Origin of the sequence: Bradyrhizobium sp. 1200_D9_N1_1, assembly GCF_052075915.1 — a bacterium.
Classification (GTDB): domain Bacteria; phylum Pseudomonadota; class Alphaproteobacteria; order Rhizobiales; family Xanthobacteraceae; genus Bradyrhizobium; species Bradyrhizobium diazoefficiens.
On the sequence record NZ_CP197226.1, the window covers coordinates 4199475 to 4225509 of the forward strand.

Genomic DNA, 26035 nt, shown 5'->3' on the forward strand with positions numbered 1-26035 from the left:
TTCACCGCGCCACCGACAGCTTTTCGGTGATCGCCTTGCGCAGGATGCGCGACAGCGATTCCACCGAATATGGTTTCTGGATCAGTTCGAAGCCGCGATGAGCGTTTTCGGCGAGCACGTTGCTGTAGCCGCTGGTGAGCACGACGGGCAGGCCCGGATAGCGCTCGCGGATGATGCCGGCGAGCTCGACGCCGTTCATGCCGGGCATGATGACGTCGGAGAAGACGAGGTCGACGGCGAATTCGTTCTCGCCGAGGATCGCGAGCGCCGCACTGGCGTTGGCAACGCGCCGGACAACATAGCCGAGATCCTCCAGCAGTTCGGTCGAGAACTGGCCGACGTCGTCATTGTCCTCGACCACGAGCACGCGGTAGCCGCGCCCGGTGGTCGCGGCCTCGCTGGTCCGCGCTGCGGCTTCGTCGTCGGCGGCCGGGCTCTGCGCCTGCGGAAGGTAGATCGTGAAGGTCGCGCCTTTGCCAGGCGTGCTCATCACCGCGATGTCGCCTTCGGACTGCTTGGCGAAGCCGAACGCCTGGCTGAGGCCGAGGCCGGTGCCCTTGCCGACCTCCTTGGTCGTGAAGAACGGCTCGAAGATGGCGTCGATGTTTTCCGGCGCGATGCCGCTGCCGGTATCCGCGACCGAGATCGCGACATAGTCGCCGCCACGCGCCGATTGCGCGCGCAGGCTCGGGATGCCCTGCACCTTGCGCACCGCGATGGTGAGGCGGCCTTCGTCGTCCATGGCGTCGCGGGCGTTGATGGCGAGGTTGATCAAAGCGGCCTCGAACTGCGCGACGTCGGCGACGGTGAAGCAATCCGTGTCATGAACCTCGACGCTGATCTCGATGCGGCCGCCGACCAGCGGGCGGACCAGTTGCGCCACGCCCTCGACCTGGCTGCCGACATTGAAGATCTGCGGCTTCAGCGGCTGCCGTCGCGCGAAGGCCAGAAGCTGCGCGGTCAGCTTCGAGGCGCGCTCGACGGTGTCGGAGATGGCGTCGACATAGCGGCGGCGCCGCTCCTCCGGCAGTTCGCGCCGGCGCAGGAAGTCGGTCGCCGAGCGGATGATGGTCAGGAGGTTGTTGAAGTCGTGGGCGACGCCGCCGGTGAGCTGGCCGATCGCCTCCATCTTCTGCGACTGCCGCAGCGCTTCCTCGCCGCGGCGGCGCTCGGTGATGTCGACCAGTTCCGGCACCGCGCCCGTGATGTTGCCGTGGCGGTCGAGCACGGGGCGCATGCCGAACTCGAAATCGCGCTCGCCGATCGGCAGGCGCAGCCGCATCTCCATCCGCACCGCTTCGCCCCTCAGCACGGTCTCGAAGGCCTCGCGCGCGACGTTGCTCATGCCCGGGGTCTCCGTGAACCACGGCGTGTCCCAGAACGGCTGGCCGATGACGTCCCGCGCCTCGGTGCGGATGCCGGCGAGCGCGGTCTTGTTGGCGTAGAGCAATTCGCCCTCGAGGTTGACCAGCCCCTGATACTGGTTGCTGGTCTCCAGGATCGCGCGCAGGCGGGCCTCGTTGGATTCGAGCTCGGCGGTACGCTCGACGATGCGCTCTTCCAGCGTCTCGTTGAGCCGCCGCAGCTCGATCTCGGCCTGTTTGGCGGCGGTGATATCGTGGGCGACGCCGATGAAGCCGATATGCTTGCCGGTCGGATCCCAGCGCGGCTGGGATTCGGAGCGCAGCCAGCGCCATTCGCCGCTGGCGTTCTTGTAGCGCGCTTCCAGCACGAAGGGTTTTAGCGACGCTTCACCCTGGACGGATTGCTGGAGCACATGCGGCAGGTCGTCCGGATGCAGCACCTTGCGCCAGTCGAAATCGATGGCCTCCTCGTAGGGCAGGCCGACGAAGTCGACATAGGCCTGGTTGGCGAAGGAGCGCTTGCGGTCGAGTTTTGTGACCCAGATCGGCACCGGCGCGCTGTCGGCGATCAGCCGAAACCGCTCCTCGCTTTCGCGCAGCGTCTCACGAGCGAGCATCTGGTCGGTGATGTCGATATGGGCGCCGACGAGACGGATGGCGCGCCCGTTGCTGTCACGCTCGATCTTGGCGACGACGCGGATCCAGCGGGTCTCGCCGTCGCTCGGACGGATGATGCGGTATTCGGCGGTATAATCCTCGCTGGTCTCAGCCAGCACATCGAAGAAGTGTTTCACCGCGGCGTCGCGATCATCGGGATGGATGCGGTTGACCCAGTCCTCGTGCGATTCGTCGGCGGCCTCGGGGGGCAGGCCGTGGATCATCAGATATTCCGGCGAGCGGCGGTTCTTGAAGCCCTCGCGGAAGTCGACCTCGAGGCCGCCGACCTTGCCGATGCGCTGGATGCGCGCGAGCTCGGCCTCGCGCTCCTGGAGCGCGCGATAGGCATTGTCGCGCTCGCGCGCGACATCTTCGAGGTGCTGGCGCAGCCTTTCGGCGGCGATTGTCTCTGGCAAAGGATCGTTCAAGGCGTCGGCCGTTGTGATGCGTGTGCGCACGTGCCGGACCAATATTCACACAGACAAAGCGTGATAGCCATTGCTCAAAGGGGATAGATTGTCGGAAAGGCCCGCGGCCAGCCTGAACGCGGAAAAGTCCGGTCGGCTAACGGCGGGGCTGGCTATTTGTTCCGAAGATTGGAACGATGCGTCTGCGGACGCGTCTTTGCGAGGCGCCATAACGCTCATTCATAAAACTCCGTTTTCGAAGAGGCTAAATCTTGAAGCTCTTTGTCTGCCAGTCCTGCGGCAACGTCCTCTATTTCGAGAACCGCGCCTGCGGACGCTGCGGTCACCGCGTCGCCTTCCTCCCGGAGAAGGAGACGATGTCGGCGCTCGAGCCGGACGGCGAGGCTCAGGCGGTGTCCTGGACGACGCTGGCCGATAAGGGCAGGGGACGGATGCTGTGCCGCAATGCCGAGTACGATGCCTGCAACTGGCTGACGGATCCGGGCGATACCAACGGATATTGTCGCGCCTGCCGTCACAACGGCATGGTGCCCGATCTCTCCGATCCGGCTCAGCTCGCCGGCTGGCGCGAGCTGGAGGTGGCGAAACACCGGCTGTTCTATTCCCTGATCCGCTGGAAGCTGCCGCTCCAGAACCGGCAGGACAATCCCGAGCGCGGCCTGATCTTCAACTTCCTCGCCGACGATCCGAACAGCGGACAGAGGATCATGACCGGCCATGACAACGGCCTGATCACGATCGCGCTCACTGAAACCGACGGCATCGAGCGCGAGCGGCGCAGGCTGGAGATGGGCGAGCCCTACCGGACGCTGCTCGGGCATTTCCGTCACGAGGTCGGACACTATTTCTGGGACGTGCTGGTCCGCGAGGGTGGCAAGCTCGACGCATGCCGCGCCGTCTTCGGCGACGATTCGGCCGATTACGGCCAGGCCTTGCAGCGCCATTATGCCGAAGGCGCGCCGCCGGACTGGCAGCAGAGCTATGTCTCGGCCTACGCCACGACACACCCCTGGGAGGATTTCGCCGAAACCTGGGCGCACTACCTCCACATCGTCGACACCCTGGAGATGGCCTCCGAGTTCGGTATGGAGGTGCGGCCGCGGGTCGATCGTGACGGAGAGTTGTCGACGCGGCTCCGGTTCAACCCCTACGAGGCACGTGGCGTCCAGACGCTGGTCGACGCATGGCTGCCCTTCACCTTCGCCATGAACAGCGTCAACCGCGCCATGGGCATGCGCGACCTCTATCCGTTCATCCTGTCGCAGGCGGTGGTCGCCAAACTCGACTTCATTCACGCCCTGTTGCGGGACGCGGCCAGGGCCGGAAAGCCGTAGGCCCATCCCGGGGCGCGCCAAGCCCGTTGCCCAAGCCCGTTTCGGTCTTGCGCTGGTACACCAGAGGGGCCGGATTTAGACCGTTGCCTCCGGCCTATTTTAATGTACCACGGGGGTCACACGGCCCATCCCAGAGGCCCCAACGGTCGGGGAAGGGTCCCGCCCAAGGTCGAGACTCAAGAAAAGCATGTTCAAACGCATCCTGATCGCCAATCGCGGCGAAATCGCCTGCCGGGTCATCAAGACTGCCCGCCGGATGGGAATTGAAACGGTCGCGGTCTATTCCGAGGCCGACCGCGATGCCCTCCATGTCGAGATGGCCGACGAGGCCGTGCTGATCGGCCCGCCGGCTGCGGCCGAGAGCTATCTGGTGATCGAGAAGATCGTGGAGGCCTGCCGCAAGACGGGCGCACAGGCCGTGCATCCCGGCTACGGCTTCCTGTCCGAGCGCGAGGCGTTCCCACGCGCACTGGAGGCGGCCGGCCTCGTTTTCATCGGCCCGAACCCGGGCGCGATCGCCGCGATGGGCGACAAGATCGAATCCAAGAAGGCGGCCGCCAAGGCCAAGGTCTCGACCGTGCCGGGCCATCTCGGCGTCATCGAGGACGACAAGCACGCGGTCCGCATCGCCGACGAGATCGGCTACCCCGTGATGATCAAGGCCTCCGCCGGCGGCGGCGGCAAGGGCATGCGCATCGCGAATTCGAAGAGCGAGGTCGCCGAAGGCTTCAACCTCGCCAAGGCCGAGGCCAAGGCCTCGTTCGGCGACGACCGCGTCTTCGTCGAGAAGTTCATCGTCGATCCCCGCCACATCGAGATCCAGGTGCTGGGCGACAAGCACGGCAACGTCATCTATCTCGGCGAGCGCGAATGCTCGATCCAGCGCCGCAACCAGAAGGTCATCGAGGAAGCGCCGTCGCCGCTGCTCGACGAGGCCACCCGCCGCAAGATGGGCGAGCAGGCGGTCGCGCTGGCCAAGGCCGTGAACTATGATTCCGCCGGCACCGTCGAGTTCGTCGCAGGCCAGGACAAGAGCTTCTACTTCCTGGAGATGAACACGCGCCTCCAGGTCGAGCATCCCGTCACCGAGCTCGTCACCGGCATCGACCTCGTCGAGCAGATGATCCGCGTCGCCGCAGGCGAGAAGCTCGGCCTTGCGCAGAAGGACGTCACGCTGACCGGGTGGGCCGTGGAATCCCGCCTCTACGCCGAAGACCCGTTCCGCAACTTCCTGCCCTCGATCGGGCGCCTGGTGAAATATCGTCCGCCGGCGGAAGCGAGCCAGGACGGCATCACCATCCGCAACGACACCGGCGTGCAGGAAGGCGGCGAGATCTCGATCCATTACGATCCGATGATCGCCAAGCTCGTCACCCACGCGCCGTCGCGCGCGGCCGCGATCGAGGCACAGGCGACCGCGCTGGACTCGTTCTATGTCGACGGCATCCGTCACAACATCCCGTTCCTGTCGGCGCTGATGCATCATCCGCGCTGGCGCGAGGGCCGGCTCTCGACCGGCTTCATCGCCGAGGAATTCCCCAAGGGCTTTGCGGTGCGCGTGCCCGAAGGCGAGGTCGCCCGGCGGATCGCCGCGGTCGGCGCCGCCATCGACCACGTGCTGGGTGAACGCAAGCGTCAGATTTCCGGTCAGCTTGGTGGCCGCGTCGTGCAGCGTGAGCGCCGCCGCGCGGTCTGGCTCGACCGCCAGGAGATTTCGCTCGAGGTCGGTCGCGAGGGCGAGGCGATCGCGGTGCGCTTCGTCGATGCCGAGGGCAAGGCCGGCCACGTGCATCTATTGCAGTCGCCGTGGAAGCCGGGCGATCCGGTCTGGCAGGGCACCATCGACGGCCATTTCGTCGCGGTGCAGGCCCGGCCGATCGCCAACGGCATCCGCCTCGCGCATCAGGGCGTCGAGGTGCCGGTCTATGTCTGGACCGAGGCGGAGGCCGCCTCGGCGCGGCTGATGCCTGTGAATACGGCCTCCGACACCGGCAAGAAGCTGCTCTGCCCGATGCCCGGGCTCATCGTCTCGATCGCGGTGACGGAAGGGCAGGAGGTCAAGGCCGGCGAGACGCTCGCGGTGGTCGAAGCCATGAAGATGCAGAACGTGCTCCGCGCCGAGCAGGACGGCACCGTGAAGAAGATCCACGCCAGCGCCGGTGCGACGCTCGCGGTGGACGCACTGATTTTGGAGTTTGCGTAAGCACTCCGGAGCACAACAGTCGACCCTCACCCTGAGGAGCCGCGCTTGCGCGGCGTCTCGAAGGGCGAGGCCACCAGCCGGGCCTTCATCCTTCGAGACGCGCGCAAGAGCGCGCTCCTCAGGATGAGGAATTGAGAGTGAGGCGACCATGGCCTTTCGTTCCCGCCGCGAAAAACTGCGATCGATCCTGTCGGGTCCGGGCTGCATCCATCCCGGCTCGGTCTACGACGCCATCTCGATCCGCATCGCCGAGGATCTCGGCTTTCCGCTCGGCATGTTCGGCGGTTCGGTGGCCTCGCTCGCCGTGCTCGGCGACCCCGATATCACGCTGATCACGCTCACCGAGCTCGCCGAGCAGATGCGGCGGATGTCGCGCGCGTCCGCGCTGCCGGTGCTGGTCGATGCCGATCACGGCTATGGCAATGCGCTCAACGTGCGCCGCACCGTGCAGGAGCTGGAGACGGCGGGTGCGGCCGGTCTCACCATCGAGGACACGCTGCTGCCGGCCGCCTTCGGTGAAGCGAAGACGCAATTGATCTCGCTGGAGGAGGGCGTCGGCAAGATGAAGGCGGCGCTCAGCGGCCGCAGCGATCCCACGCTCGTCATCATGGGCCGCACTGGAGCTGCCGCGATCACCTCGCTCGACGATACGATCCGCCGCGCGCAGGCGTACGAGGCGACCGGCGTGGATGCGCTGTTCTTCACCGGCATCAAGTCGCGTGCCGAGCTTGAAGCAGTCGCAGCCGCGACGCATCTGCCGATCGTGCTCGGCGGCGCGCCGGAAGAATTGAATGCGCCCGATTATCTCGCCGGCCAGCGCGTGCGCATCGCGCTCCAGGGCCATGCGCCGATCGCGGCCGCGACGCAGGCCGTCCACGATACGCTGAAGGCGCTGCGCGAAGGCGCGCCGCCCAAAGCGCTCAAGGGATTGGCGTCCGCGGAATTGACCAGCCGTGTCATGCGCGAGGCCGAGACGAAGGCGCGCGGCGCCGATGTGCTCGGATTCAAGAAATGAGCCGGGCGATCCTCCAGGTCATGATCCGCGGCCGCGTGCAGGGCGTCGGCTATCGTGCCTGGGTCGAATACCAGGCCACCGCGAGCGGCCTCGAAGGCTGGGTCCGCAACCGCCGCGACGGCAGCGTCGAAGCGTTGTTCGCGGGCGCGCCGAACCACGTCGCCGACATGGTCGCGCTATGCCGCCATGGTCCGCCATCCTCGCGCGTCGACAGTGTCACCAGCGAGACGGCCGGTGCGGATGAGCTGAACCTGCGCAGGGCAGGGGAGAAGTTCTCGGTGTTGCCGACGGTTTGAGAGCTACACCTCGTTCCACACAGATGGTGTGCTCCCTCACCCCGTTCTTACGGGGAGAGGGTTGGGGTGAGGAGCCTCTCTCAACACGAGTGGTCGTCGAGTGACCTGTACCCCCTCACCCGAATTCGATCTGCGATCGAATTCGACCTCTCCCCGCAAGCGGGGAGAGGTGAAGATCACCTCGGCAGCTTCGCGATTGCTTCGCTCAGCTCGTGGATCTCGTAGGGCTTGCGCAGGATCGGGAAATCGCCGCGCACGTCGGCGGCGGCCTCGCTGTAGCCGGTGGCGAGCAGGATCGGCAGGCCGGGGCGGATCAGGCGCAGATGATGGGCGAGGGTGAGGCCGTCCATCTTGCCGGGCATCACGATGTCCGAAAAGACGAAATCGACGCCGTTTTGCTCGAGCTCGCGCAGCGCGGATTCCGCGTCGGGGACGCGGCGAACGCGGTAGCCGAGCTGCTCCAGCAGACCGATGCTGACGATGGCGACATCCGGATTGTCCTCGACCAGCAGCACCGTGCCGGCGCCGCGGAACGGCACCGCTTCCGCCGTTTCCCGCGCCGGCACATCCCGTCCGCGCGGCAGCAGGATGCTGAAAGTCGTGCCCTTGCCGAGCTCGCTTGCGACCTTCACCGTGCCGTCGGCCTGGTGCGCAAAGCCGTGCACCTGGGACAGGCCGAGACCGGTGCCCTTGCCGATCGGCTTGGTGGTGAAGAACGGCTCGAAAATCTTGTCGACGACGTCGGCGGGAATGCCGAGCCCGGTGTCGGCGACGTCGATCGCCACGAACTCGCCGGCGAGCGGAGCTTCGTCCAGCACGACGTTGCGGGCGCGGATCGTCACCGTGCCGCCGTCGGGCATCGCATCGCGGGCATTGATGACGAGATTGAGCAGCGCGGTCTCGAACTCCGAGACGTCGGTTCTGATCGGCCAGACCTCGCGGGCGATGTCGAAGGCGAGGCGCACGGCGCTGCCGACGCCGGCCTCGAGCACCTCGCGGATCGCCCCGATGCGCTCGGCAAGATCGATCGCCTGCGGGTTGACGCTCTGTCGCCGCGCGAAGGTGAGGAGCTGGTTGGTCAGCGCGGCGCCGCGCCGGGTCGCAGTCTCGATCGCCGAGATCGCGCGCTGGAGCTTGGCACCGTCGTCGGCGCCCCGCTTCAGGGTGTGAAGGCTGCCGCTGATGATCATCAGGAGATTGTTGAAATCGTGGGCGACGCCGCCGGTGAGCTGGCCGAGCGCGTCGAACTTCTGGGATTCGGCAAGCTGCTTCTGCATCGCCTCGAGCTTGAGCTCCGTGTTGCGTCGCTCGGTGATGTCGCGCGTGATCTTCGCGAAGCCGATGAGCTCGCCGTCCTCGTAGATCGGGTCGATCACGACGCTCGCCCAGAAGAAGGTACCGTCCTTGCGGACGCGCCAGCCTTCCTCCTCGTAGCGGCCCTTGTCGCGGGCGATGCCGAGGGCGCGGGCGGGCTTGCCGTTGGCCCGGTCGGTCTCGGTGTAGAAACGCGAAAAATGCTGGCCGACGATCTCCTGGGGCGAATAGCCCTTGATGCGCTCGCCACCGATATTCCAGCTCGTGATGATCCCCTTGGGATCGAGCATGTACAGGGCGTAGTCGGCAACCCCTTCGACCAACAGCCGGAAACTGCGTTCGCTCTCGAACAAGTCTCTCTGCTGATTGGACTTTCTAACCATTTCGGACACCCTGCCTCGACCCGTGCAAACGCTGAATAAGTCGTTTGGTTCCTGGCCTCTGGGAAGTTTTTAGGCAAATGCAGCGGACGGTATGCAGGGGGACGGGCCGTCGGGGAGCACTTGACAGTCAATCTCATCCGTCAGATATTTCTGTTATGACAGAAACGACCGGAAAGAAGAAACTCCCTGCCGCCGTCGAGCGCTTCATCCTGCATTGGGGCGACATGGGCGACGAATGGGGCGTCAACCGCTCGGTCAGCCAGATCCACGGACTGCTCTATCTGGCGGAAGCGCCGATGACCGCCGAGGACATCGCCGACACGCTCGGCATGGCGCGCTCCAACGTCTCCAACTCGATCAAGGAGCTGCTGGCCTGGAGCCTGATCCGGCGGGTGCCGATCCTCGGCGACCGCCGCGATCATTTCGAAGCCGAGACCGACATCTGGGAGGTTGCGGCCCGGATCGCGGCGCGGCGCAAGGAGCGGGAGCTCGATCCAGCGATCGTAGCGCTCCGGGCCTGCGTGTCCGATGCCGCCGACGATCCGACCATCAATCCGGTCGCGAGCAAACGGCTGAAGGAGATGCTCGCCTTCACCGAGCTCGCCGACCACTGGTTCATGCAGATGCTGAAGGTGCCGCGGCCGCGGCTGGTCGCCCTGATGCGGCTTGGCGAGAAGGTCGTCAACCTGCTGCCGCTGGGCAAGGTCAAATAGCGTCGGGGAGGGTGCGATGACGTCGGCTCGATTATCAGGTTCCAGCGCATCTCTTCCCACTCACGCCAAATTGCTCGACGACCGCCGCTTCCGTGCGTTGCTGTCGGACGAGGATTGGGGCCGCCTGCCGCTCGCGACCTGGCGGCGCTTTTCCAAGCGCGTCGCTGACGGCGACAGCGTCGTTTATGTCGGCGTCGTCGACGAGGTCGCTTTCAGCGACATCGGCTGGTGGCTCGCGCAGCTCGTACGCCTGATCGGCGGGCCATTGCCGACCGGCCGCGACACCGGCGTGCCGATGATCGTCACCGTCACCGAGGACGGCGCCAGCGGCGGCCAGACCTGGACGCGCATCTGCGCGCGCAAGCGCGGCTTTCCGCAGGTGATCCATTCCGCAAAGCGCTTCGCCGGTCCGACCGGGCTCGAGGAATATGTCGGCTTCGGCCTCTCGATGGCGCTGCGCATCGCGGTCGAGGACCAGGTGCTGACCTTCCGCAGCGCCGCTTACGGGCTCCAGCTCGGAAGCCTGTGGATTCCGTTGCCGCGATGGCTGACGCCGGGCGACCTCACGGTGACGCATCGCGATCTCGGCGAGGGCGCCTTCCGCTTCACCCTCGATCTCAGTCACCCGCGTTACGGTGCGCTGATCCACCAGTCCGCCACCTTCAGGGAGGCCGTATCATGACGCCGCTGTTGTGGATCCTCATCGCCGTCCAGATCGCGATGGGCGTGTTCGACACCTTCTATCACCACGAATTCACCGAGCGCCTGGCCTGGCGTCCGTCGCAGCGCTTCGAGCTGAAGCTGCACGGCGTCCGCAACATGCTCTACGCGCTGTTGTTCCTCGTGCTCGGCTGGCTCGAGGTTCATGGCCTGCTGGCGCTCTCGATCGTCGCGGTGCTGGTCGCCGAGGTCGTCATCACGCTGATGGATTTCGTCGAGGAGGATCTGAGCCGGAAATTGCCGCCGAGCGAGCGCATCAATCACACGCTGCTTGCGATCAACTACGGCGCCATTCTCGTCCTGCTGCTGCCGGTCCTGATCGACTGGGCGATGCGGCCGTTCGGCGTGACCGTCGTGTATCAAGGTCTGCTCAGCATCGCAGCGACCGCCTGTGCGGTCGGCGCAGCGCTCTGCGGGATCAGGGATTTTGCGGCGGTGCGCCGGCTCGGCCGCATGACGAGCGTGCCGGCGTACGGGCTCGTCGAAAAGCTCCCCGGGCGCAAGACCGTGCTGATCACAGGTGCCACCGGCTTCATCGGCAGCCGCCTCGCGGCGAGCCTCAGCGCGGCAGGGCATCACGTCATCGCGCTCATTCGCAACCCGGCGAAGGCCGAGCTGCTGCCGCCGCCGGTGACGCTGATCACCAGCCTCGATCAGCTCGCCTCGGACATGCGTATCGACGCCATCGTCAATCTCGCCGGCGAGCCGATCGGCAACGGCCTTTGGACCGAGGCGAAACGCGCAGAGATACTGAAGTCTCGCATCGACATGACCGGCGAGGTCGTCAAGCTGATCGCGCGGCTCGACCACAAGCCCGACGTGCTCGTCAGCGGCTCCGCGATCGGCTGGTACGGCCTGTGGGCCGACCAGGTGCTGACGGAGTCGGCGAAGTCGCATGCCTGCTTCAGCCACGAACTGTGCGCGGCGTGGGAGCAGGCGGCGCGGCCGGCGGAGGAGCTTGGCGTGCGCGTGGTCTATCTGCGCATCGGCCTCGTGCTCGGCACGGAAGGAGGCTTCATCACGCGCATGCTGACGCCGTTCGAGTTCGGCCTTGGCGGGCCGCTCGGCACCGGGCGGCAGTGGATGTCCTGGATCGAGCGCGACGATCTGATCCGGCTGATCGCCTATGTGATCGCGACGCCCGATCTCACTGGGCCCGTCAACGCCACCGCGCCGATCCCGGTCACCAACGCAAAGTTCACCGAGGAGCTCGGCCGCCGCCTGCATCGGCCCGCGGTGTTCCGCATCCCCGGCGGCCTGCTGCGCCGGATCGGCGGCGGCTTTGCCGACGAGCTCCTGCTCGGCGGTCAGCGCGTGCTGCCGAACAAGGCGCTGAGCCGCGGTTTTGTGTTCCGGCACGAGACGCTGCGCAGCGCGTTCGAGGCCATCTTGTGAGGCGATGGGATGTCAGGCGGCGACGCTCTTGAACGTCGCCGCCACCGCCCGCAGCGCCGCCAGCTTCGCGGGATCGCTGACCTTCGAATGCAGCATCACCTTCGAGCTGCCGAGTTTCGGCAGCTTGTGCGTGGGCCCGATGTCGATCAGCCCGGGAGGCGCGATCCGCCGCGCCAGCGGCGCGATGGCAAGTCCGGCAAGCGCGGCAGCGACCACTGCGGTGACGCCGCCTCCGACAAAACGTTCGCGCCAGGCGAGGCCGGCCCTGTCGAGCGCGCGGACCGCAATGGCGCGAACGCCGCAAGGCGGGGCGAGCGTCGCGAGCGGCAGCGGCTCACCCTTCGGCAGGGTGAAGCGTCGTGCAGCGAACCAGCAAAACTCGTCCTCGGCGAGTTTTTCGCCGCCGCGGCGGCTGCCTTCCTGGCGGACGATCACCGCATCCAGCTCGCCCGCGTCATAGGCGTCCTGCATCTCGCGCGAGAAGCCGATGGTGACGGCGAGCGTGAGGTTCGCGGACATCGCGTGCAGCCGTTCGAGCAGTGGCACCAGTTCGGGGCCCGCAGCATGGTCGGAGATGCCGAGCGAGAGGGATTGTGCAGTCGATGTATCGCCGGACAGCGCGCGGTCATGCGCTTCCATCAGCGTACGGGCGAGATCGAGGAACGCGGCGCCGTCGGCGGTGAGCCGGACCGCGCGCGGCGAGCGCTCGACGAGGCGTTTGCCGAGCAACGTCTCCAGCCGCTGCAGCTTGAGGCTGACGGCGGCCTGGGTGGTGCCGAGCGCTTCCGCGGCGCGGGTAAAGCTCTGGAGGTCGGCGACCAGCAGGAAGGCCTTGATGGTGGCGATGTCGAGGGTGGCTGTCATTATGATTAGTTATCACTGGTATCAATATAGATAAGATACCAAAATGACGCGGGGAGGTCTAGCTTCTCATCACCACCGCGCAACGCCAGTGCGGCATCTTGAGGAGAACGACCATGCCCTTGATCACCGTGTCCTACACCACGTCCCGCCAGTCGCCGTCGCTGAAGGCCGACATCGCCAGCGCCGTGTCCGAACTCACCGCAAAGATCCTGCACAAGGATCCCAAGGTGACCGCCATCATCGTGAAGTCCGTCGATGCCGGCGACTGGTTCGCCGGCGGCAGGTCGCTCGCCGAGCAGAAGCTTGCCAGCTACTGGATCGACATCCACGTCAGCGAAGGCACCAACACCAAGGACGAGAAGGCCGCCTATCTCGCCGCGATGTTCAAGCGCATGGCCGAGATCCTGGGCCCGCTGCACCCCGAGACCTACCTGCATGTCGACGAGGTCAAGGGCGACGCCTACGGCTTTGGCGGCCTGACCCAGGAGCGCCGCTACATCGCCGGCAAGCTCGAGGTTGCGCTGAAGGCGGCATGATGTTGCAGGCCGCGGGTGAACCATCTCACCCGCGGCCTGAAGCCATCAGCTCGCCGCGCGGAACTGAACCTCGGAATTGTTCAGGAAGCACGTCTTGTCGAACAGCTTCAGGTCCAGCGGGTTCGGCAGGCGGACATCGTCGAGGTCGGGGCACGGCTTGACTGAGGGATCATAGGACCGGTCGATCTGCGAGATGAAGACGACGATCAGCCCCTTGTCGCGCGCGAACGATTTCAGCGCGCGCACCTGAACGGTCAGATCAGGGTTTTCTCGCCTCTGGTCGAGCAGTTGCAGATAGTCGATCACCACGACCGTGCCGCGGGGTGCTGCGGCCATCTGCTTGACAACGTAATCGGCGCTGATCGCGTCCGAGCAATCGACCTCGAACATGTCAGCGAATTGCGCGGGATCGACGCCGATCGCGCGAAGGCGATCCAGCACATCCTTCCCGGTGTATTCGAGCGAGAAGAACGCGGCGCGATGGCCCGACTTCATCGCCTCCACGGCAAGTTCGAGGCTCATCAGCGTCTTGCCCTGACCGGGGCGCGCCCCGACCAGCACCAGGTCACCCGGCCGGAATTGCGGGAACAGCCGATTGGCCGGCGTCATCGCGGCGGCTTTTGCCGCAAGCATGCTCCAGGCGGAAAACCCTTCCGTTGTGGCGATGCGGTCAAGCGCGTGGTGGAGCGGAATGCCTTCCTCGCGGGACAGGCGCTTCGCCTCGCGCTTCAGATGATAGATGGGTGCAGAGAGTCTCATCGTCAAAACCTCCCATTGCGAGCATGGATCGCAACCCCTCCTTATGCCTGGCGCTCGAACAGTCGGCCGATAATCAACTCGCCCGGCATGAGGTCTGCTTTCCCGGCGGAGGGGGGAGGCGTGGGCGGCACCTGAAACAAGCATAGCCGATTCCATTACGAGCGGAGAACTCGCGCGGTCAGGCTCGAACAGGAAAATGTCAGGCGGCCGCTTCCGGCACCAGCGCGCGGGTCGGTCCGAACAGCTCTTCGAACGCCTGCCGAAGCGCAACATCGACATCGGCCATCGTCACGAGCTGGCCGAGATCGACCAGCGAGGTGACGCCGTAGCGGGGATCGGCGACGCCGCAGGGCACGATCCCTGCGAAATGCGACAGCTCCGGCTCGACATTGATGGCGATGCCGTGGAACGAGACCCAGCGCTTCAGCCGGACGCCGATCGCGGCGATCTTGTCCTCGTGCTCCGATCCCTTGTCAGGCCGTTTCACCCAGACGCCGACCCGGTCCTCGCGCCGTTCGCCGCGGACGTTGTAGGCGGCGAGCGTCTTCAGGATCAGCTCCTCCAGGCTCGCGACATAGGCCCGGACATCAGGCCGGCGGCGCTTGAGGTCGAGCATGATGTAGGCCACCCGCTGGCCGGGCCCGTGATAGGTGAGCTGCCCGCCGCGCCCGGTGGCGAAGGTCGGGAATCGGGGATCGAGCAGGTCCGAATCCTTGCCCGAGGTGCCGGAGGTGTAGAGCGGGGGGTGTTCGAGCAGCCAGACCAGCTCGGGGGCCTCGCCGGCCGCGATCGCGGCAACCCGCGCCTCCATGGCGGCTACAGCCTCCGGATAGGGCACCGGCGCGTCCGAAATCCGCCACTCGACGGGCTCGCCGCCTGTGGCGGAAAACGACGTCAGATCGAGGTCTTGACGCTGATCTTGGCGGGGGTTTTGAGGCGAATTAACCATTGGCTAACCATAACGTGGTGATGATTGCAGGCGCAAATGCCAGTCTCAAGTTGCGGCGGTCCCGACAGTGCCCACTCTCGATAAAGTCACCGTGGATCTCATGGTCGTCCTCGGGACGACCACCATGCCGATCCATCAGGTATTACGTCTTTCCCGCGGCGCCATCATCGAGCTGGACGCAACCGAGGCCGACGAGGTCAAGGTTTTGGCCAACAACCTGCCGGTCGCCTCCGGCGTCGTGCTGGTCGACCGCAACCGGATCGCGGTCGAGGTCAAGCAGATGCTGCCACGCACGCCGGGCACGCGGTAGCGGCCTGGGCACGCCGTAGCGGCCCGGGCATGCGGTAAATGCCGATCCTGCGGGGAGGGGCCGGAACTTTCCTGCCAAGCTTGTGGAATTCTGGGCTTTTGCAGGCTTGTACCCCTCTGATGGATTTGTTAGATCGGCGCCGTTGATCCGGCCGGCCCTCAAGCCTCAGGCCGGCATCCCCAAAGCGCTCGTGGCGGAACTGGTAGACGCGCTGCCTTGAGGTGGCAGTGAGTAAAATCGTGGGGGTTCGAGTCCCTCCGAGCGCACCACAAGGCCGAACTTGGCTTTGAAATCCCTGAAGTTTTTCTGATGTAGACCCGGGACTGGCATCACGCCGGTCCTCTTCCGCGCGCCGCTTGCGTCGGTCGGGCCGTCGCGTGACCGGTCCGATCGCTGACACCGTCAATCGATCCCGCGATTCGCCGGCGTGATGGAGCGCGCTGATGGCGCGGGGCTTCGCCCACCGCGGATGACCGCGGAACGACGGCTGTCGGACGCGCATGACAGCCGATGTGCTCGCCGCGTGCCGTCGCGCGGCCATGCGTTTGAAGGTGGAGGACGACGAGGACAGCGCGTCGGAAGTTGCCGACATCCGGGCGGAGACGGACGTCTGCGCCCTGTCCACGGTCCTGAGCGCTGTCGATCTCGGCTTCAGGGTCGTCATCGTCGAGGACGCGCTGTGCAGCTCGTCCGATGTCGGACACGATGCGGGCGGGAGTAGGGTGATGATCCGCCACTCTCAGCCATATTCCTCGCCGATGCCGTATTCGCGGTAGATCTCCAGCGGGTCGAGATCGGGAAACAGGCGGCATTTGGCCTGGGCGAGGTGCAGGCTCACCGCCGCCGGCTCCTTGCCGTTCGCAAGCATCTTGCGGATGTCGTCCATATGCGCGTTCGGCTGGTGCTTTGGCTCAAGCTGCTCCAGCGCGACCAGCGCCGTCGCGAGAGCTTCGGTCAGAACCCAGTCGTCGTGGCCCGTGATTCCCTTCTTCGGCATCGGCAGACCCCACATATGGCGGCGAGCCGCAGTCTATCGCGACTCCCGCCAGATCGCCATTGAGCGTTGCGGACATCCGTGTGCGGAACAGGCCGGCCGTCGTGGCCCGGCTTGCATTATGGCCGCGCGTGGCTAAAAGGCGGCGAGTTGAGGGCGATGGTATCTTTGTTGAAACGAAGTTGGCGTAGACGGGCCCGCGCGGCATTCGGGCCGGCTGTTCCGGCCTGTGTCCCATAATCGCTGAACGCGCAGCACGATCCGGTTGCGCGCATCTCTCTGGGCTGGAGCCAGCATGGTCTTTCTAAGCTTCGTCTACCGCTTCGTGACCAATTTCGCGTTCATGGCGATGGTCTATTTCAGCCTCAACTTCCTGGAGAAATATCAAAACCGGGCGATCGTCGCGATCCTGGTGCTGGTCTACACCGGCATGCGCGCGGCCTCGACGCTGCGTGCGTTCTACTTCTTCCAGAAGATCGAGAAGCTCGAAGCCGAGACCAAGCGCCTTCAGGCCCCGATCAACGATGGCGCTGGCGGAACCTCGACGCGCAAGCAGATCGTGACCGACGTTGCGCGGCTGCGCCGCGACGGCGAGCTCAAGTCCTATATGGACCTGTTCTTCCTGGCGCTGATCGTGCTGCTCTGCGTCGCCAACATCATGCGGCAGTAGAGCTTACTGCGCGCGCTTCTTCAGGCTGGCCACGCGGGTCGGACGCGGCGCGGCGTTCTGCGCAGTGCTCTTGGGAGCAGCGTTCTTGGGGGCAGCGCTCCTGGGGGCCGTGCCCTTGGCCTGCGCGGCATGCTTCGGTGCGCCGTGTGCCGCTTGGGCGGTGCGGCGCGCCTGCGACTTGGCAGCCTTGCTCGTGGCCGCACGGGGCGTCTCGGCCGCCATCGCCAGCCGTGTCGCGGCCCGCCGCGACAGCGTCGTGGACAGCAAGACCTCGATCGAGCCCTCGGGAATCGCGAAGAGATCGCGGTCGGGCACGGGCAGGGTGGCGGCGACGTTCGCCTGCGCCATGGTCCGGCGCGGCAGCAGCGGCTGATGCCCGGTCTGCCCATTGAGATCGGCAAGCGAGGGCGCCGGAAGCGTCTGGGTCTGCGTGAATACGAAGTTCGGCACGGCCGGCCAGCGCGCGATCGGCACGGTCTCGGTCGGCGGATGCAGCAGCCATTCCACCGGCGTGGTCGGCGTCGCCGGGCGGTCCGCGGTTGCGGGCACCACATGCACGATGCGATAACCGCGCGCCTTGAGATCGCGGATGATCTTGGGCAGCGCCGCCACCGTGCGGGCCTGGATGTCGTGCAGCAGCAGGATGCCCTTGCCCTTGGCCTCCAGCCGCTGGATCGCGAGCTGGTAGACGCGGTCGGACGACACGTGCCGCCAGTCGTCGGCGGGGAAATCGGCGCTCCAGACCTGGATGCCGCGCGAGATCAGATAGTTCTCGACGCCCTCGGCGCGCATCAGGCCGGGAATGCGGAAGAACGGCGCGAGCTTGGACGGATCGGTCATCGCGGCCGAAGTCCACTCGATGCCGCCGTTGATCTCGGGCTCGAATTTTTCGATTCCCATCCGGTCGAACGTCAGCGGATGGTTCATGCTGTGCGTGCCGACGGTGTGGCCCGCCGCGACAAGCTTGCGCACCCCTTCCGGGTTCGCCTTGGCCTGGCCGCCGATGATGAAGAAGGTCGCCTTGATGCACTCGTCGGCGAGGATCTGGAGCACCTGGTTGGAATATTTCGGCAGCGGACCGTCGTCGAAGGTCAGGACGACCTCGTGGTCCTTCAGCGGCAGCGTTTCGCGGTACTGCATCGTGCCGATGCGCGGATGCTCGTGCGGATCGACCACGAGGGTGCGGGAGGTCCCGAGCGCGTCCGGGTGGCCGGGACAGTCGGCTGCAAGGGCCGCCGGTGCGCCAACGGTCAGCAAGCCCAAACAAAGGACGATCCACGATCGCGTCCGAACAACAACGCTACTTCCGATCATGAATCCCGTCTGCCCTCATACGCGATTGTCGCCATAGTAGGTCGGAGACATCAGGAAACGGTTCAGGCACAAGAACCTTCCCCACGACGAGTCCGCTTCAATACTTGCACGGCGTAGCATGAACAGAGTGTTAATAGGCCCTAAATCACCCCATTTTGCGACGGCGTGACATTCCGGCATCAGCGCGTATCGGCATTCTTCTGCGCTGCGCCCGCCGGGACGACGTGAACCACCCGGTAGCCGTTCTCCCTCAGATACCGCAGGAAGGCCGGCATGATCGCGGCCGTGCGCGCCTTGGGATCGTGGAAGAGGATGATACCCTTGCCGGCCGCGGCGAGCCGCTCGGCGATCAGCTTCAGTTCCTGCTCCGGCGTCATCTCGTTCCAGTCGCTGGCCCAGAGGTCGGCGCCGAACACGACGATGCCGCGCGACTGGAGCAGGTCGAGCTCGGCTTGCGTCGCCTCGAAATAGGGGAAGCGGAAGAACGGCGTCGAGGGCGTCGTGGTCGAGGTCCCGTGCAGCGCCATCTCGTCGGCGGCGATGCCGCGGTCGATCTCGGCCTTGGCCTTGTCGAGCGGGATCCGCGCCATGAATGGGTGCGACCAGGTGTGATGGCCGATGGTGTGGCCCTCGCGCGCGATGCGCTTGACCACGTCAGGGTGTTCGGAGGCGTGCAGGCCGATCAGGAAGAAGGTCGCGCGCGCGCATTCCTGCGCCAGCGCCGCCAGCACCTTCGATGTCGTCGGCGGATAGGGGCCGTCGTCGAAGGTCAGCACGACCTCGTGATCGGCGAGCGGCAGCGTCTGCGGAAAGCTCTTCAAGCCCACGCGCGGCGTGGTCCTGGCGTCGACGCTCAGAATGCGCGAGGTGCCGAGCGCATCCTTGCGCGGGCACTCGGCGGCTTCAGTCGAGGCGATGCCGGCGAGGGCCGCGAGCACCGCGCCCGCCGACATCGATGTCCATTTCAGCCGAAGCATCTTTGCCATTGCGCTCGGAGTTGCCTTGTGGGTATTGCCTGAACCATCAGCTCAGACCACCAACCTGTCAAACGGCGAGGCGCACCATGGATGAACATATGGACGGTGCTCCATCCGCTGCGGCCTCGGTACTCGACCACGTGCCGATGCGCAATGAAGACGGCGAAATTCGTCATGAATTCGTCGAGGAAATTGCCCGTGCGATCGAGGCCGGCGACAGCGCTGCGCTGCGCGCCTGCGTTGCCGAGCTGCACGAGGCCGATCTCGGCGATCTCATCGGCGCATTGGAGCCCGACGACCGCGTCCGCCTGGTCGAGCTCACGGGCCGCGACTTCGACTTTTCGGCGCTGAACGAAGTCGACGAGAGCGTCCGCGAGGAGATCCTCGATGAGCTGCCGCCGGAGACGGTCGCGGAAGGCGTCCGCGAGCTCGAATCCGACGATGCGGTCGAGCTGCTGGAGACCCTCGACGAGGCCGAGCAGGAGGAGATCCTCGAGAAGCTGCCCATGCGGGAGCGCGTCGCGCTCGAGCGCAGCCTGCTGTATCCGGAAAATTCCGCCGGCCGCCGGATGCAGACCGAGTTCATCGCCGTGCCCCAGGATTTCACCGTGGGGCAGGCGATCGACTACATGCGCGAGACGCCGGATCTGCCCGACCGCTTCTACGAGATCTATGTCGTCGACAAGGACCAGCACTGGCAGGGCGCGATCTCGCTCGACGTGCTGCTCCGCGCCCGCCGCCCGGTGGCGCTTGCCGAGCTGACCGACGAGAATCGCCGTCGCGTCTCCGTCCTGGAGGACCAGGAGGAGGTGGCGCGCATGTTCGGCAAGTACAATCTCGTCGCAGCTCCCGTGCTCGACACCCAGGATCGCCTGGTCGGCGTCATCACCGTGGACGACGTCGTCGACGTCATCGAGGAAGAGGCGGACGAAGACCTCAAGGCGCTCGGCGGCGTCACCAGCGACGAAGAGCTGTCGGACACCGTGTTCACCATTGCCCGGGCGCGGTTCAATTGGCTGCTGGTCAATCTCGCCACCGCCTTCCTGGCGTCCTCCGTGCTCGGCCTGTTCGAGGGCCAGCTGGAAAAGATGGTGGCGCTTGCGGTGCTCGCACCGATCGTGGCGAGCCAGGGCGGCAACGCCGCGACCCAGACCATGACGGTCGCGGTGAGGGCGCTCGCGACCCGCGAGCTCGGCTCCTCCAATGCCTGGCGCGTGGTGATGCGCGAAGGCCTGGTAGGCCTCGTCAACGGCCTGGCCTTCGCCGTGATCACGGGCATTGCCGCGGTGGCCTGGTTCAAGATCCCCGGCCTCGGCATCGTCATCGGGCTTGCGATCATCTGCAACCTCGTCGCCGGCGCGCTCGGCGGCATCCTGATCCCGATGGCGCTCGAACGTGTCCGGGCCGATCCGGCGGTGGCGTCAGGGACGTTCGTGACGACGGTGACCGATGTGGTCGGGTTCTTCTCCTTCCTCGGGATTGCGACCTTGTGGTTCGGGTTGAGGTAGCTCTCGTCTTCGCTCCGTCATTCCGGGCTCGCGCTCCGCACGCCCCGGAGTGACGGCCCGCCATCATCTTTAATCCGAACTTAAGCGACCTGACGCATCATCGCCCGGGCCTGGGGAATGAACATGCGGTTGCGGCTGAAGGCGGACGGACGGATCGTCGAGTTGCGGGACGGGCAGGAATTTCCGGTCCAGCCCACGGCCAATGCCGCGCCGGCCGACACCGGCTCGCTCGCGGTGCGCGACCTGCGCCGCCGCGCCTGCCTGACCCAGATGGAGTTCGCCGCCAAGCTCGGCGTTCCCGTCGAGACCATCCGCAACTGGGAGCAGGGCAAGCGCGCCCCGCGGGGACCGGCCCGCGCGCTGCTTGCCGTGATCGCGCATGCGCCCGACACCGTGTTCCAGGCGCTTGCCAAAGCATGACGCGAACCTCCCATTAGCATTGCGCTGAATAACCGGCCCGGTTGCAGCGGCCTCCGTTGGCAGCCTCCCGGACCCGGTCCATAATGATGCCTGATGGTATTTGGGGCGACCGCAACAGAGAGGATTCCTCATGCTGTTCGTCGAGGCCAATGGCGCAAGGATCCCGGCGATCGGGCTCGGGACCTGGGAGTTGAGCGGGCGGCCATGCGCGCGCGTGGTCGAGCAGGCGCTGCGGCTCGGCTACCGCCACATCGACACCGCACAGGTCTACGACAATGAGCGCGAGGTCGGCGATGGCGTGCGCGCCTCCGGCGTGCGCCGCGACGACGTCTTCCTCACCACCAAGGTCTGGACCAACCATTTCGCGCCCAACGACCTCGAACGGTCGGTGAAGGAGAGCCTTGCGCGGCTGCGGCTTCCCTCCGTCGATCTGTTGCTGCTGCACTGGCCCAATTCGCACGTGCCGCTGGCGGAGACGCTGGGCGCGCTGTCGCATGCCAGGCAAATGGGCCTGACGCGTCACATCGGCGTCTCCAATTTCACGGTGGCGCTGATCGAGCAGGCGGTCGCGCTGTCGCCGGAGCCGCTCGTCTGCAACCAGGTCGAATTTCACCCTTATCTGGACCAGGCCAAGGTGAGGGCGGCCTGCGACCAGCATGGGCTCGCGCTGGTCGCCTACAGCCCGATCGCCAGGGGGCGTATCAAGACCGACCAGACGCTCGCCGGGATCGGGCGGGCGCATCGCAAGACGCCGGCGCAGGTCTGCCTGCGCTGGCTCGTGCAGCAGAACGTCGCAGCGATCCCGCGCACCTCGCGCATCGAGCGTCTGTCGGAGAACATCGAGATCTTCGATTTCGAGCTCTCCGACGACGAGATGGCCCGGATCGCCGCGCTGGCCAATCCCAAGGGCCGCCTGACCGACTTTGGCTTCGCGCCAAAATGGGATTGAGGGCGGGCTGCCGTATGCCCAGCATGATCCGGAAAAGTGCGAAGCGGTTTTCCGATAAGATCATGCTCGAACAAGAGCCTAAAGCGGGATGACGGTTGATCCTAACCTCATCGCGCTTTAGGAGCAGGGCGGCAACCCAAGACCGGGCGATGGAACTGCGGAAGATCATACGGACGGACATTGCGGCGTCGGCGATCGCGCATCTGACGCTGGTGGCGCTGATCATCGTGATCAGCGAGGTCCATCCGTTCCATGCCGCGCCGCCCGAAGCTGTTGCGGTCGACATCGTCACGCCGGAGCAGGTCAAGGAGCAGGAGACGAAGGCGGAGGAGGCCGCAAAGGAGAAAGCGCCGGAGCCGACCCCGACCCCCGAGCTGAGACTGCCGAAGCTGGACGTCACCGACAAGGCGGATGCAGCGGCGAAGCCGGACGCCAAGCAGCAGGCTGCCTCGCAATCATCGCAGCAGAAAGCGTCGCCCGAACCGGAGCAGCCGACGCAGCAGAAACAGCCGCAGCCGCAACCCTCACAGACGCCGAAGCAACGTGAGGCCACCGCGCAGCCGCAGCAGCCCCAGCAACCGCAACCACAGCCGTCGCAGTTGCCGCCGCAACAGCCGCTGCCGCAGTCGCAACCTCAGCCCGCGCCGCAGCCCTCGCAAGCGGTGCCGCAGCCGCAGGCCGCGCCTCCGGCCTATCAGGCCCCCGAGCCCGACGTCACCGTCAAATACGGCGTGATGCTGGGCCTGCCGCCGGAACTGCCGGTCGAGCCGAAAGACGCGCCGAGGGATGACGGCGGCGATGCCAAGGATTCCATCGGAGCCAAGCTGCCGCCCGAGGTCATTGCCGAGCTTCGTCGGCGCCTCAGGAGCTGCGCAAAACTGCCGGCCGGTGTCGCGCCGACCGACCCGGTGCGCATCAAGCTGCGCGCGGTGTTCGCCACCGACGGCACGCTGGCGCGCCCGCCGATCCTGATCGAAGCCCCGCCATCCGCGAAGGGCGTGGCCATCGTGAAGTCGGCGACGAGCGCGCTCCAGGCCTGTCAGCCGTACAAGATGCTGCCGGCCGACAAATACGAGGAATGGAAGGTGTTGGACCTGCCGTTCACGCCGCAGGATTTCGGCGGGGGATAAGTTGCCTCGCGGCTATCCGCGCGCGGCGAGACAGGCGCGGACCTTGTCGGCGGCGGGCTTCGGCACTGCGTGAGCTCGCCACTGCTCGCGCGTCGCGCCCGCCGAGGCGAGGCACTGGTTGATGTTTCGCTCATATGTGGCGCGAGACATGCTGTCGCGCTTGGCCTGGCAGGCCGGGTCGCCGCCGCATTCGTAAAGTGGAGCCGCCTTGGCCGTTGATGCTCCGAGAATGGTTACGGCAACCGCGATCATCAGCTTGTTCATTTCGCCCCCGGAATTATGCTTTGAGTATTCTCAATGCCGCGCCTATAGCGCATCGAACTGCTGCCTGCAACCTTGGGTGAAGTGCCGGCGGCGCTATGGAAGCGCGCACTGACTGTTCACTGGCGACGATCTCGTCGTTGTGTTTCTCAATGGCATCCAGAACAAGCCATTACCCGACGGGCAAGACACCGCGAATGCAGTCAAGCCTCTTTCCCGAAAATATTCCACTTTACCGAAATTCGGATTTATCGTATTTGTCGCCCATCCCGGCTCATCCTTGAGGGGCGATCGTGTGGTCGTCATGTGTCGCGAGCCGGGCTTGCGGTGGACGCGGCAGCGTCGGGCGCGAGAGGCGTGGGCAGGGCGGATTGCTCTCCGTGAGCCCAAGACTTCGTGCCGGATGAGCGGCGCTGCCAGGTTCGTCTCGCCTGTAAGTTTTCGGCTCCGTCGACAGGGCTGGAAAAACTGCGGCGAAATGGCGGGCCGTGCGTACGGCAAAACCGTGTGGTCCTGGCCGTCGTTGCTACGGTCAAGCTCTTGCGGATGCGGCATTCACGTCAACCGGCGTGGTGCCGGCGACTTTCGCGAGAGTGAGGGAGGCCAGCAGGAACTCGGCTCCCGGGAGAGCACGGCATAAGCCGTCCAACCACTGCGCAGGGAAGGCCGAGTGATTGGCTACACCTGTATGCTGCTGTGCGGTTCTTCCTGCGTGTGCTTTTCGCGCAGCGGACCGCGGGTGCTAGATCAGCACCCGGCCTTCCCTGCGCCCTCTTGGCTCAAGAGAGCAGAGCGACGAAGCAAAGCTCGGGCGAATTACGCCGCGAGGATGTGAAGGCGTGTCTGCAAATTGAGATGCGGATTGGAGAATGGCGATGCCGCCCCTTGCTCCGTCATTGCGAGCGCAGCGAAGCAATCCAGAATCCCTCCGCGGAAAGACTCTGGATTGCTTCGCTGCGCTCGCAATGACGACGTGGAGAGAGTTGGGGTCAATGACCGCGCTTCCTCATCGTCTCGCCATCCACCATCTCCGGCGCCATCGCCGACCATGCGCTCGAGGCGAATTGCCGGCGCCATGTCACGATCACCACGGCCGCCGTGGTCACGAACAGCACCCAGGGGCTGACGAACCAGCCGAGATAGCCGAGCGCGAAGAAGAAGGCGCGCTGGCCGCGGTTGAAATGACGGCCGGCGGATTCGAACAGGCGCGTGGTGCGGATGACATGGGCTTCGGCCGCAGGCGTGTCGCGCTGGGATGCCGGCGGCATGCCGCCGAACAGGATGGCGACATAGTTGAACAGGCGATAGGCCCAGGCGAACTTGAAGAAGGCGTAGACGCAGATCAGCACGAGACCGACGCATTTCAGCTCCCACATTGCGGGCGAGGTGCTGAGGTCGGTCGGCAGCTTGCTCAGGATCGTGATGGCGTCGTTGGTCGCATGCAGCAGCGCCAGCGCGCCGCCGAGTGCGATGAGGCTGGTGGAGGCGAAGAAGGCGGTGCCGTTCTGGAGCGAGGCCATGATCTGCATGTCGACCATGCGCGTCTCGCGGTCGAGCAGCCGGCGCACCCAGACCTCGCGATAGCGGTTCATGCGCGCCGACAGGCTGTCGCGGCCATAGGCCGAGTGTTCCAGGGTCAGGGCATAGACCAGCCATTCGACGATGAAGAAGCCGACGGCGGTGATGTCGACCCAATGCCTGCTCATGTCTCTCTCCTCGCGAGCATCGCAACGATTGCCACGCAAGGCCGGGCGCAGCAACGATTGATTGACGGCAGGCGATGGCGCTAAAAGCAGCCGCATCCAGAGGACTTGGGAAGGACCAGTGGACATGGCTGCACTAAAACTTGCCATCGGCAACAAGAACTACTCGTCATGGTCGATGCGGCCCTGGCTCGCGCTGCGCGCCAACGACATCCCGTTCGTGGAGACCCTGATCCCGCTCTACACGGATAACCCCGCGGACAAGGAGCAGATCCTGTCCTTCAGCCGCGCCGGCAAGGTGCCCGTGCTGGTCGACGGCGAGACCACGGTGTGGGATTCGCTTAGCATCATCGAATACATCGCCGAGCGCTACCCGGAAGTGAAGCTGTGGCCCGATGATGCCGCGGCCCGCGCCCATGCCCGTTCGGTGTGCGCCGAGATGCATTCCGGCTTTGTCGCCTTGCGCAGCGAATGCGGCATGAACCTGCACCGGCCGATCCGCCCCGTGGCGCTGTCGGCCGATGCGAAGGCCAACGTTGCGCGCATCGAGGAGATCTGGCGCGAGTGCCGGGCGCGTCATGGTGCCAGGGGACCGTTCCTGTTCGGCCGCTTTGGCGCGGCGGACGCGATGTACGCGCCGGTCGTGCACCGCTTCCGCACCTACGCGATCGAGGTGGCACCGGATACCAAGGCCTACATGGAGACGATGATGGCGCTGCCGGCATTCCAGGAATGGACCCGCGAGGGGCTTGCCGAGACGCTTGTCATCGCGAAGTTCGAGGACGCGTAACCCGCGAATGTGATCGGGCGCCGCTTGACGATACACCAGCCGGCGGCGCTCAATCGTACCGAGTTGCGGCTTGGAAGAG

The 26035-nt window shown here is 65.7% G+C and carries 25 protein-coding genes, 1 tRNA gene and 1 pseudogene; 17 read left to right on the forward strand and 10 right to left on the reverse strand.

From position 1 onward, the window contains the following. Nucleotide 1: 1 nt before the first annotated feature. Complete coding sequence (locus AB5K84_RS20215) at nt 2-2479, reverse strand: hybrid sensor histidine kinase/response regulator (protein ID WP_110117319.1); 2478 nt, start codon at nt 2477-2479, stop codon at nt 2-4. Between the two features lie 221 nt (nt 2480-2700). Between AB5K84_RS20215 and AB5K84_RS20220 the strand changes: the two genes are divergently transcribed. The 4 genes from AB5K84_RS20220 to AB5K84_RS20235 all read left to right on the forward strand — a co-directional run bounded on the left by AB5K84_RS20220 (nt 2701) and on the right by AB5K84_RS20235 (nt 7297). After that, nucleotides 2701-3783, forward strand: coding sequence for a zinc-binding metallopeptidase family protein (locus AB5K84_RS20220; protein WP_110116311.1), 1083 nt, complete (start codon nt 2701-2703; stop codon nt 3781-3783). A gap of 187 nt (nt 3784-3970) precedes the next feature. Then, a complete protein-coding gene (locus AB5K84_RS20225; RefSeq protein WP_060912540.1) occupies nt 3971-5986 on the forward strand; it encodes an acetyl-CoA carboxylase biotin carboxylase subunit in 2016 nt (671 codons plus the stop codon). Between the two features lie 148 nt (nt 5987-6134). After that, nucleotides 6135-7001 carry an isocitrate lyase/PEP mutase family protein gene (locus AB5K84_RS20230; RefSeq protein WP_011088022.1) on the forward strand — a complete coding sequence of 289 codons (867 nt, stop codon included), beginning with the start codon at nt 6135-6137 and terminating at the stop codon, nt 6999-7001. Further along, entirely contained in the window at nt 6998-7297 is a 300-nt protein-coding gene (locus AB5K84_RS20235; protein ID WP_011088021.1) for an acylphosphatase, read from the forward strand. The genes AB5K84_RS20230 and AB5K84_RS20235 overlap by 4 nt, the downstream gene beginning before the upstream one ends. 176 nt (nt 7298-7473) lie before the next feature. On the opposite strand, the gene AB5K84_RS20240 is transcribed toward AB5K84_RS20235, so the two are convergent. Then, nucleotides 7474-8994, reverse strand: coding sequence for a PAS domain-containing sensor histidine kinase (locus tag AB5K84_RS20240; RefSeq protein WP_028171469.1), 1521 nt, complete (start codon nt 8992-8994; stop codon nt 7474-7476). 155 nt (nt 8995-9149) lie between these two features. Between AB5K84_RS20240 and AB5K84_RS20245 the strand changes: the two genes are divergently transcribed. Genes AB5K84_RS20245 through AB5K84_RS20255 form a run of 3 tightly spaced genes read left to right on the forward strand, consistent with a single transcriptional unit; the run spans nt 9150 to nt 11822 of the window. Continuing rightward, nucleotides 9150-9707 carry a GbsR/MarR family transcriptional regulator gene (locus tag AB5K84_RS20245; protein WP_028171470.1) on the forward strand — a complete coding sequence of 186 codons (558 nt, stop codon included), beginning with the start codon at nt 9150-9152 and terminating at the stop codon, nt 9705-9707. Between the two features lie 16 nt (nt 9708-9723). Beyond that, nucleotides 9724-10389: a DUF4166 domain-containing protein gene (locus tag AB5K84_RS20250; protein WP_011088018.1), complete on the forward strand. Its 666-nt coding sequence runs from the start codon at nt 9724-9726 to the stop codon at nt 10387-10389. Continuing rightward, entirely contained in the window at nt 10386-11822 is a 1437-nt protein-coding gene (locus tag AB5K84_RS20255; RefSeq protein ID WP_060912539.1) for a TIGR01777 family oxidoreductase, read from the forward strand. The genes AB5K84_RS20250 and AB5K84_RS20255 overlap by 4 nt, the downstream gene beginning before the upstream one ends. A 12-nt stretch (nt 11823-11834) precedes the next feature. Here AB5K84_RS20255 and AB5K84_RS20260 read toward each other — a convergent pair whose 3' ends face one another. Next, a complete protein-coding gene (locus AB5K84_RS20260) occupies nt 11835-12686 on the reverse strand; it encodes a LysR family transcriptional regulator (RefSeq protein ID WP_110116310.1) in 852 nt (283 codons plus the stop codon). A gap of 113 nt (nt 12687-12799) precedes the next feature. On the opposite strand from AB5K84_RS20260, the gene AB5K84_RS20265 reads away from it, so the two are divergent. Continuing rightward, the gene (locus AB5K84_RS20265; protein WP_011088015.1) at nt 12800-13222 is read left to right on the forward strand and encodes a tautomerase family protein; all 423 of its coding nucleotides are present in this window, start codon (nt 12800-12802) and stop codon (nt 13220-13222) included. A gap of 45 nt (nt 13223-13267) precedes the next feature. Here the strand turns inward: AB5K84_RS20265 and AB5K84_RS20270 are convergent, their stop codons facing one another. Together AB5K84_RS20270 and lipB are read right to left on the reverse strand one after the other, a co-directional pair. Then, nucleotides 13268-13981, reverse strand: a complete 714-nt coding sequence (locus AB5K84_RS20270) for a DNA helicase (RefSeq protein WP_110116309.1) — start codon at nt 13979-13981, stop codon at nt 13268-13270. 199 nt (nt 13982-14180) lie between these two features. Further along, on the reverse strand, nt 14181-14930 hold the full coding sequence (lipB, locus tag AB5K84_RS20275; protein WP_171463778.1) for a lipoyl(octanoyl) transferase LipB: 750 nt from the start codon (nt 14928-14930) through the stop codon (nt 14181-14183). A 67-nt stretch (nt 14931-14997) separates the two neighbouring features. On the opposite strand from lipB, the gene AB5K84_RS20280 reads away from it, so the two are divergent. The 3 genes and pseudogenes from AB5K84_RS20280 to AB5K84_RS20290 all read left to right on the forward strand — a co-directional run. Beyond that, entirely contained in the window at nt 14998-15240 is a 243-nt protein-coding gene (locus tag AB5K84_RS20280; RefSeq protein WP_011088012.1) for a FliM/FliN family flagellar motor switch protein, read from the forward strand. A gap of 184 nt (nt 15241-15424) precedes the next feature. Continuing rightward, nucleotides 15425-15509 (forward strand) — tRNA-Leu (locus tag AB5K84_RS20285). A 327-nt stretch (nt 15510-15836) separates the two neighbouring features. Continuing rightward, nucleotides 15837-16016 (forward strand): annotated as a pseudogene (locus tag AB5K84_RS20290) (isochorismatase family protein); the annotation flags it as partial. On the opposite strand, the gene AB5K84_RS20295 reads toward AB5K84_RS20290, so the two are convergent. Further along, nucleotides 15980-16237, reverse strand: a complete 258-nt coding sequence (locus AB5K84_RS20295; protein WP_063194972.1) for a hypothetical protein — start codon at nt 16235-16237, stop codon at nt 15980-15982. The pseudogene AB5K84_RS20290 and the gene AB5K84_RS20295 sit on opposite strands and share 37 nt — an antisense overlap. A 292-nt stretch (nt 16238-16529) precedes the next feature. On the opposite strand from AB5K84_RS20295, the gene AB5K84_RS20300 reads away from it, so the two are divergent. After that, nucleotides 16530-16904: a hypothetical protein gene (locus AB5K84_RS20300; protein ID WP_011088010.1), complete on the forward strand. Its 375-nt coding sequence runs from the start codon at nt 16530-16532 to the stop codon at nt 16902-16904. Between the two features lie 3 nt (nt 16905-16907). Here the strand turns inward: AB5K84_RS20300 and AB5K84_RS20305 are convergent, their stop codons facing one another. Both AB5K84_RS20305 and AB5K84_RS20310 read right to left on the reverse strand, forming a co-directional pair. Further along, on the reverse strand, nt 16908-18218 hold the full coding sequence (locus AB5K84_RS20305; protein ID WP_060912537.1) for a polysaccharide deacetylase family protein: 1311 nt from the start codon (nt 18216-18218) through the stop codon (nt 16908-16910). Between the two features lie 179 nt (nt 18219-18397). Next, nucleotides 18398-19204 carry a polysaccharide deacetylase family protein gene (locus AB5K84_RS20310; protein WP_110116308.1) on the reverse strand — a complete coding sequence of 269 codons (807 nt, stop codon included), beginning with the start codon at nt 19202-19204 and terminating at the stop codon, nt 18398-18400. Between the two features lie 77 nt (nt 19205-19281). Between AB5K84_RS20310 and mgtE the strand changes: the two genes are divergently transcribed. The 4 genes from mgtE (at nt 19282) to AB5K84_RS20330 (ending at nt 23202) form a co-directional block, all read left to right on the forward strand. After that, entirely contained in the window at nt 19282-20703 is a 1422-nt protein-coding gene (mgtE, locus tag AB5K84_RS20315; protein WP_028171479.1) for a magnesium transporter, read from the forward strand. 117 nt (nt 20704-20820) lie between these two features. Continuing rightward, on the forward strand, nt 20821-21123 hold the full coding sequence (locus tag AB5K84_RS20320) for a helix-turn-helix domain-containing protein (protein ID WP_011088006.1): 303 nt from the start codon (nt 20821-20823) through the stop codon (nt 21121-21123). 130 nt (nt 21124-21253) lie between these two features. Then, the gene (locus AB5K84_RS20325) at nt 21254-22072 is read left to right on the forward strand and encodes an aldo/keto reductase (RefSeq protein WP_011088005.1); all 819 of its coding nucleotides are present in this window, start codon (nt 21254-21256) and stop codon (nt 22070-22072) included. 149 nt (nt 22073-22221) lie between these two features. Next, entirely contained in the window at nt 22222-23202 is a 981-nt protein-coding gene (locus tag AB5K84_RS20330) for a hypothetical protein (protein WP_171463777.1), read from the forward strand. Between the two features lie 12 nt (nt 23203-23214). Here the strand turns inward: AB5K84_RS20330 and AB5K84_RS20335 are convergent, their stop codons facing one another. Both AB5K84_RS20335 and AB5K84_RS20340 read right to left on the reverse strand, forming a co-directional pair. Next, on the reverse strand, nt 23215-23466 hold the full coding sequence (locus AB5K84_RS20335) for a hypothetical protein (protein WP_028171482.1): 252 nt from the start codon (nt 23464-23466) through the stop codon (nt 23215-23217). A gap of 986 nt (nt 23467-24452) precedes the next feature. Continuing rightward, nucleotides 24453-25169 carry a DUF599 domain-containing protein gene (locus AB5K84_RS20340; protein WP_011087926.1) on the reverse strand — a complete coding sequence of 239 codons (717 nt, stop codon included), beginning with the start codon at nt 25167-25169 and terminating at the stop codon, nt 24453-24455. A 124-nt stretch (nt 25170-25293) separates the two neighbouring features. Between AB5K84_RS20340 and AB5K84_RS20345 the strand changes: the two genes are divergently transcribed. Next, nucleotides 25294-25956 (forward strand): glutathione S-transferase family protein, encoded by a 663-nt coding sequence (locus tag AB5K84_RS20345; protein WP_038966379.1) that lies wholly within the window; start codon nt 25294-25296, stop codon nt 25954-25956. Nucleotides 25957-26035: the final 79 nt, after the last annotated feature.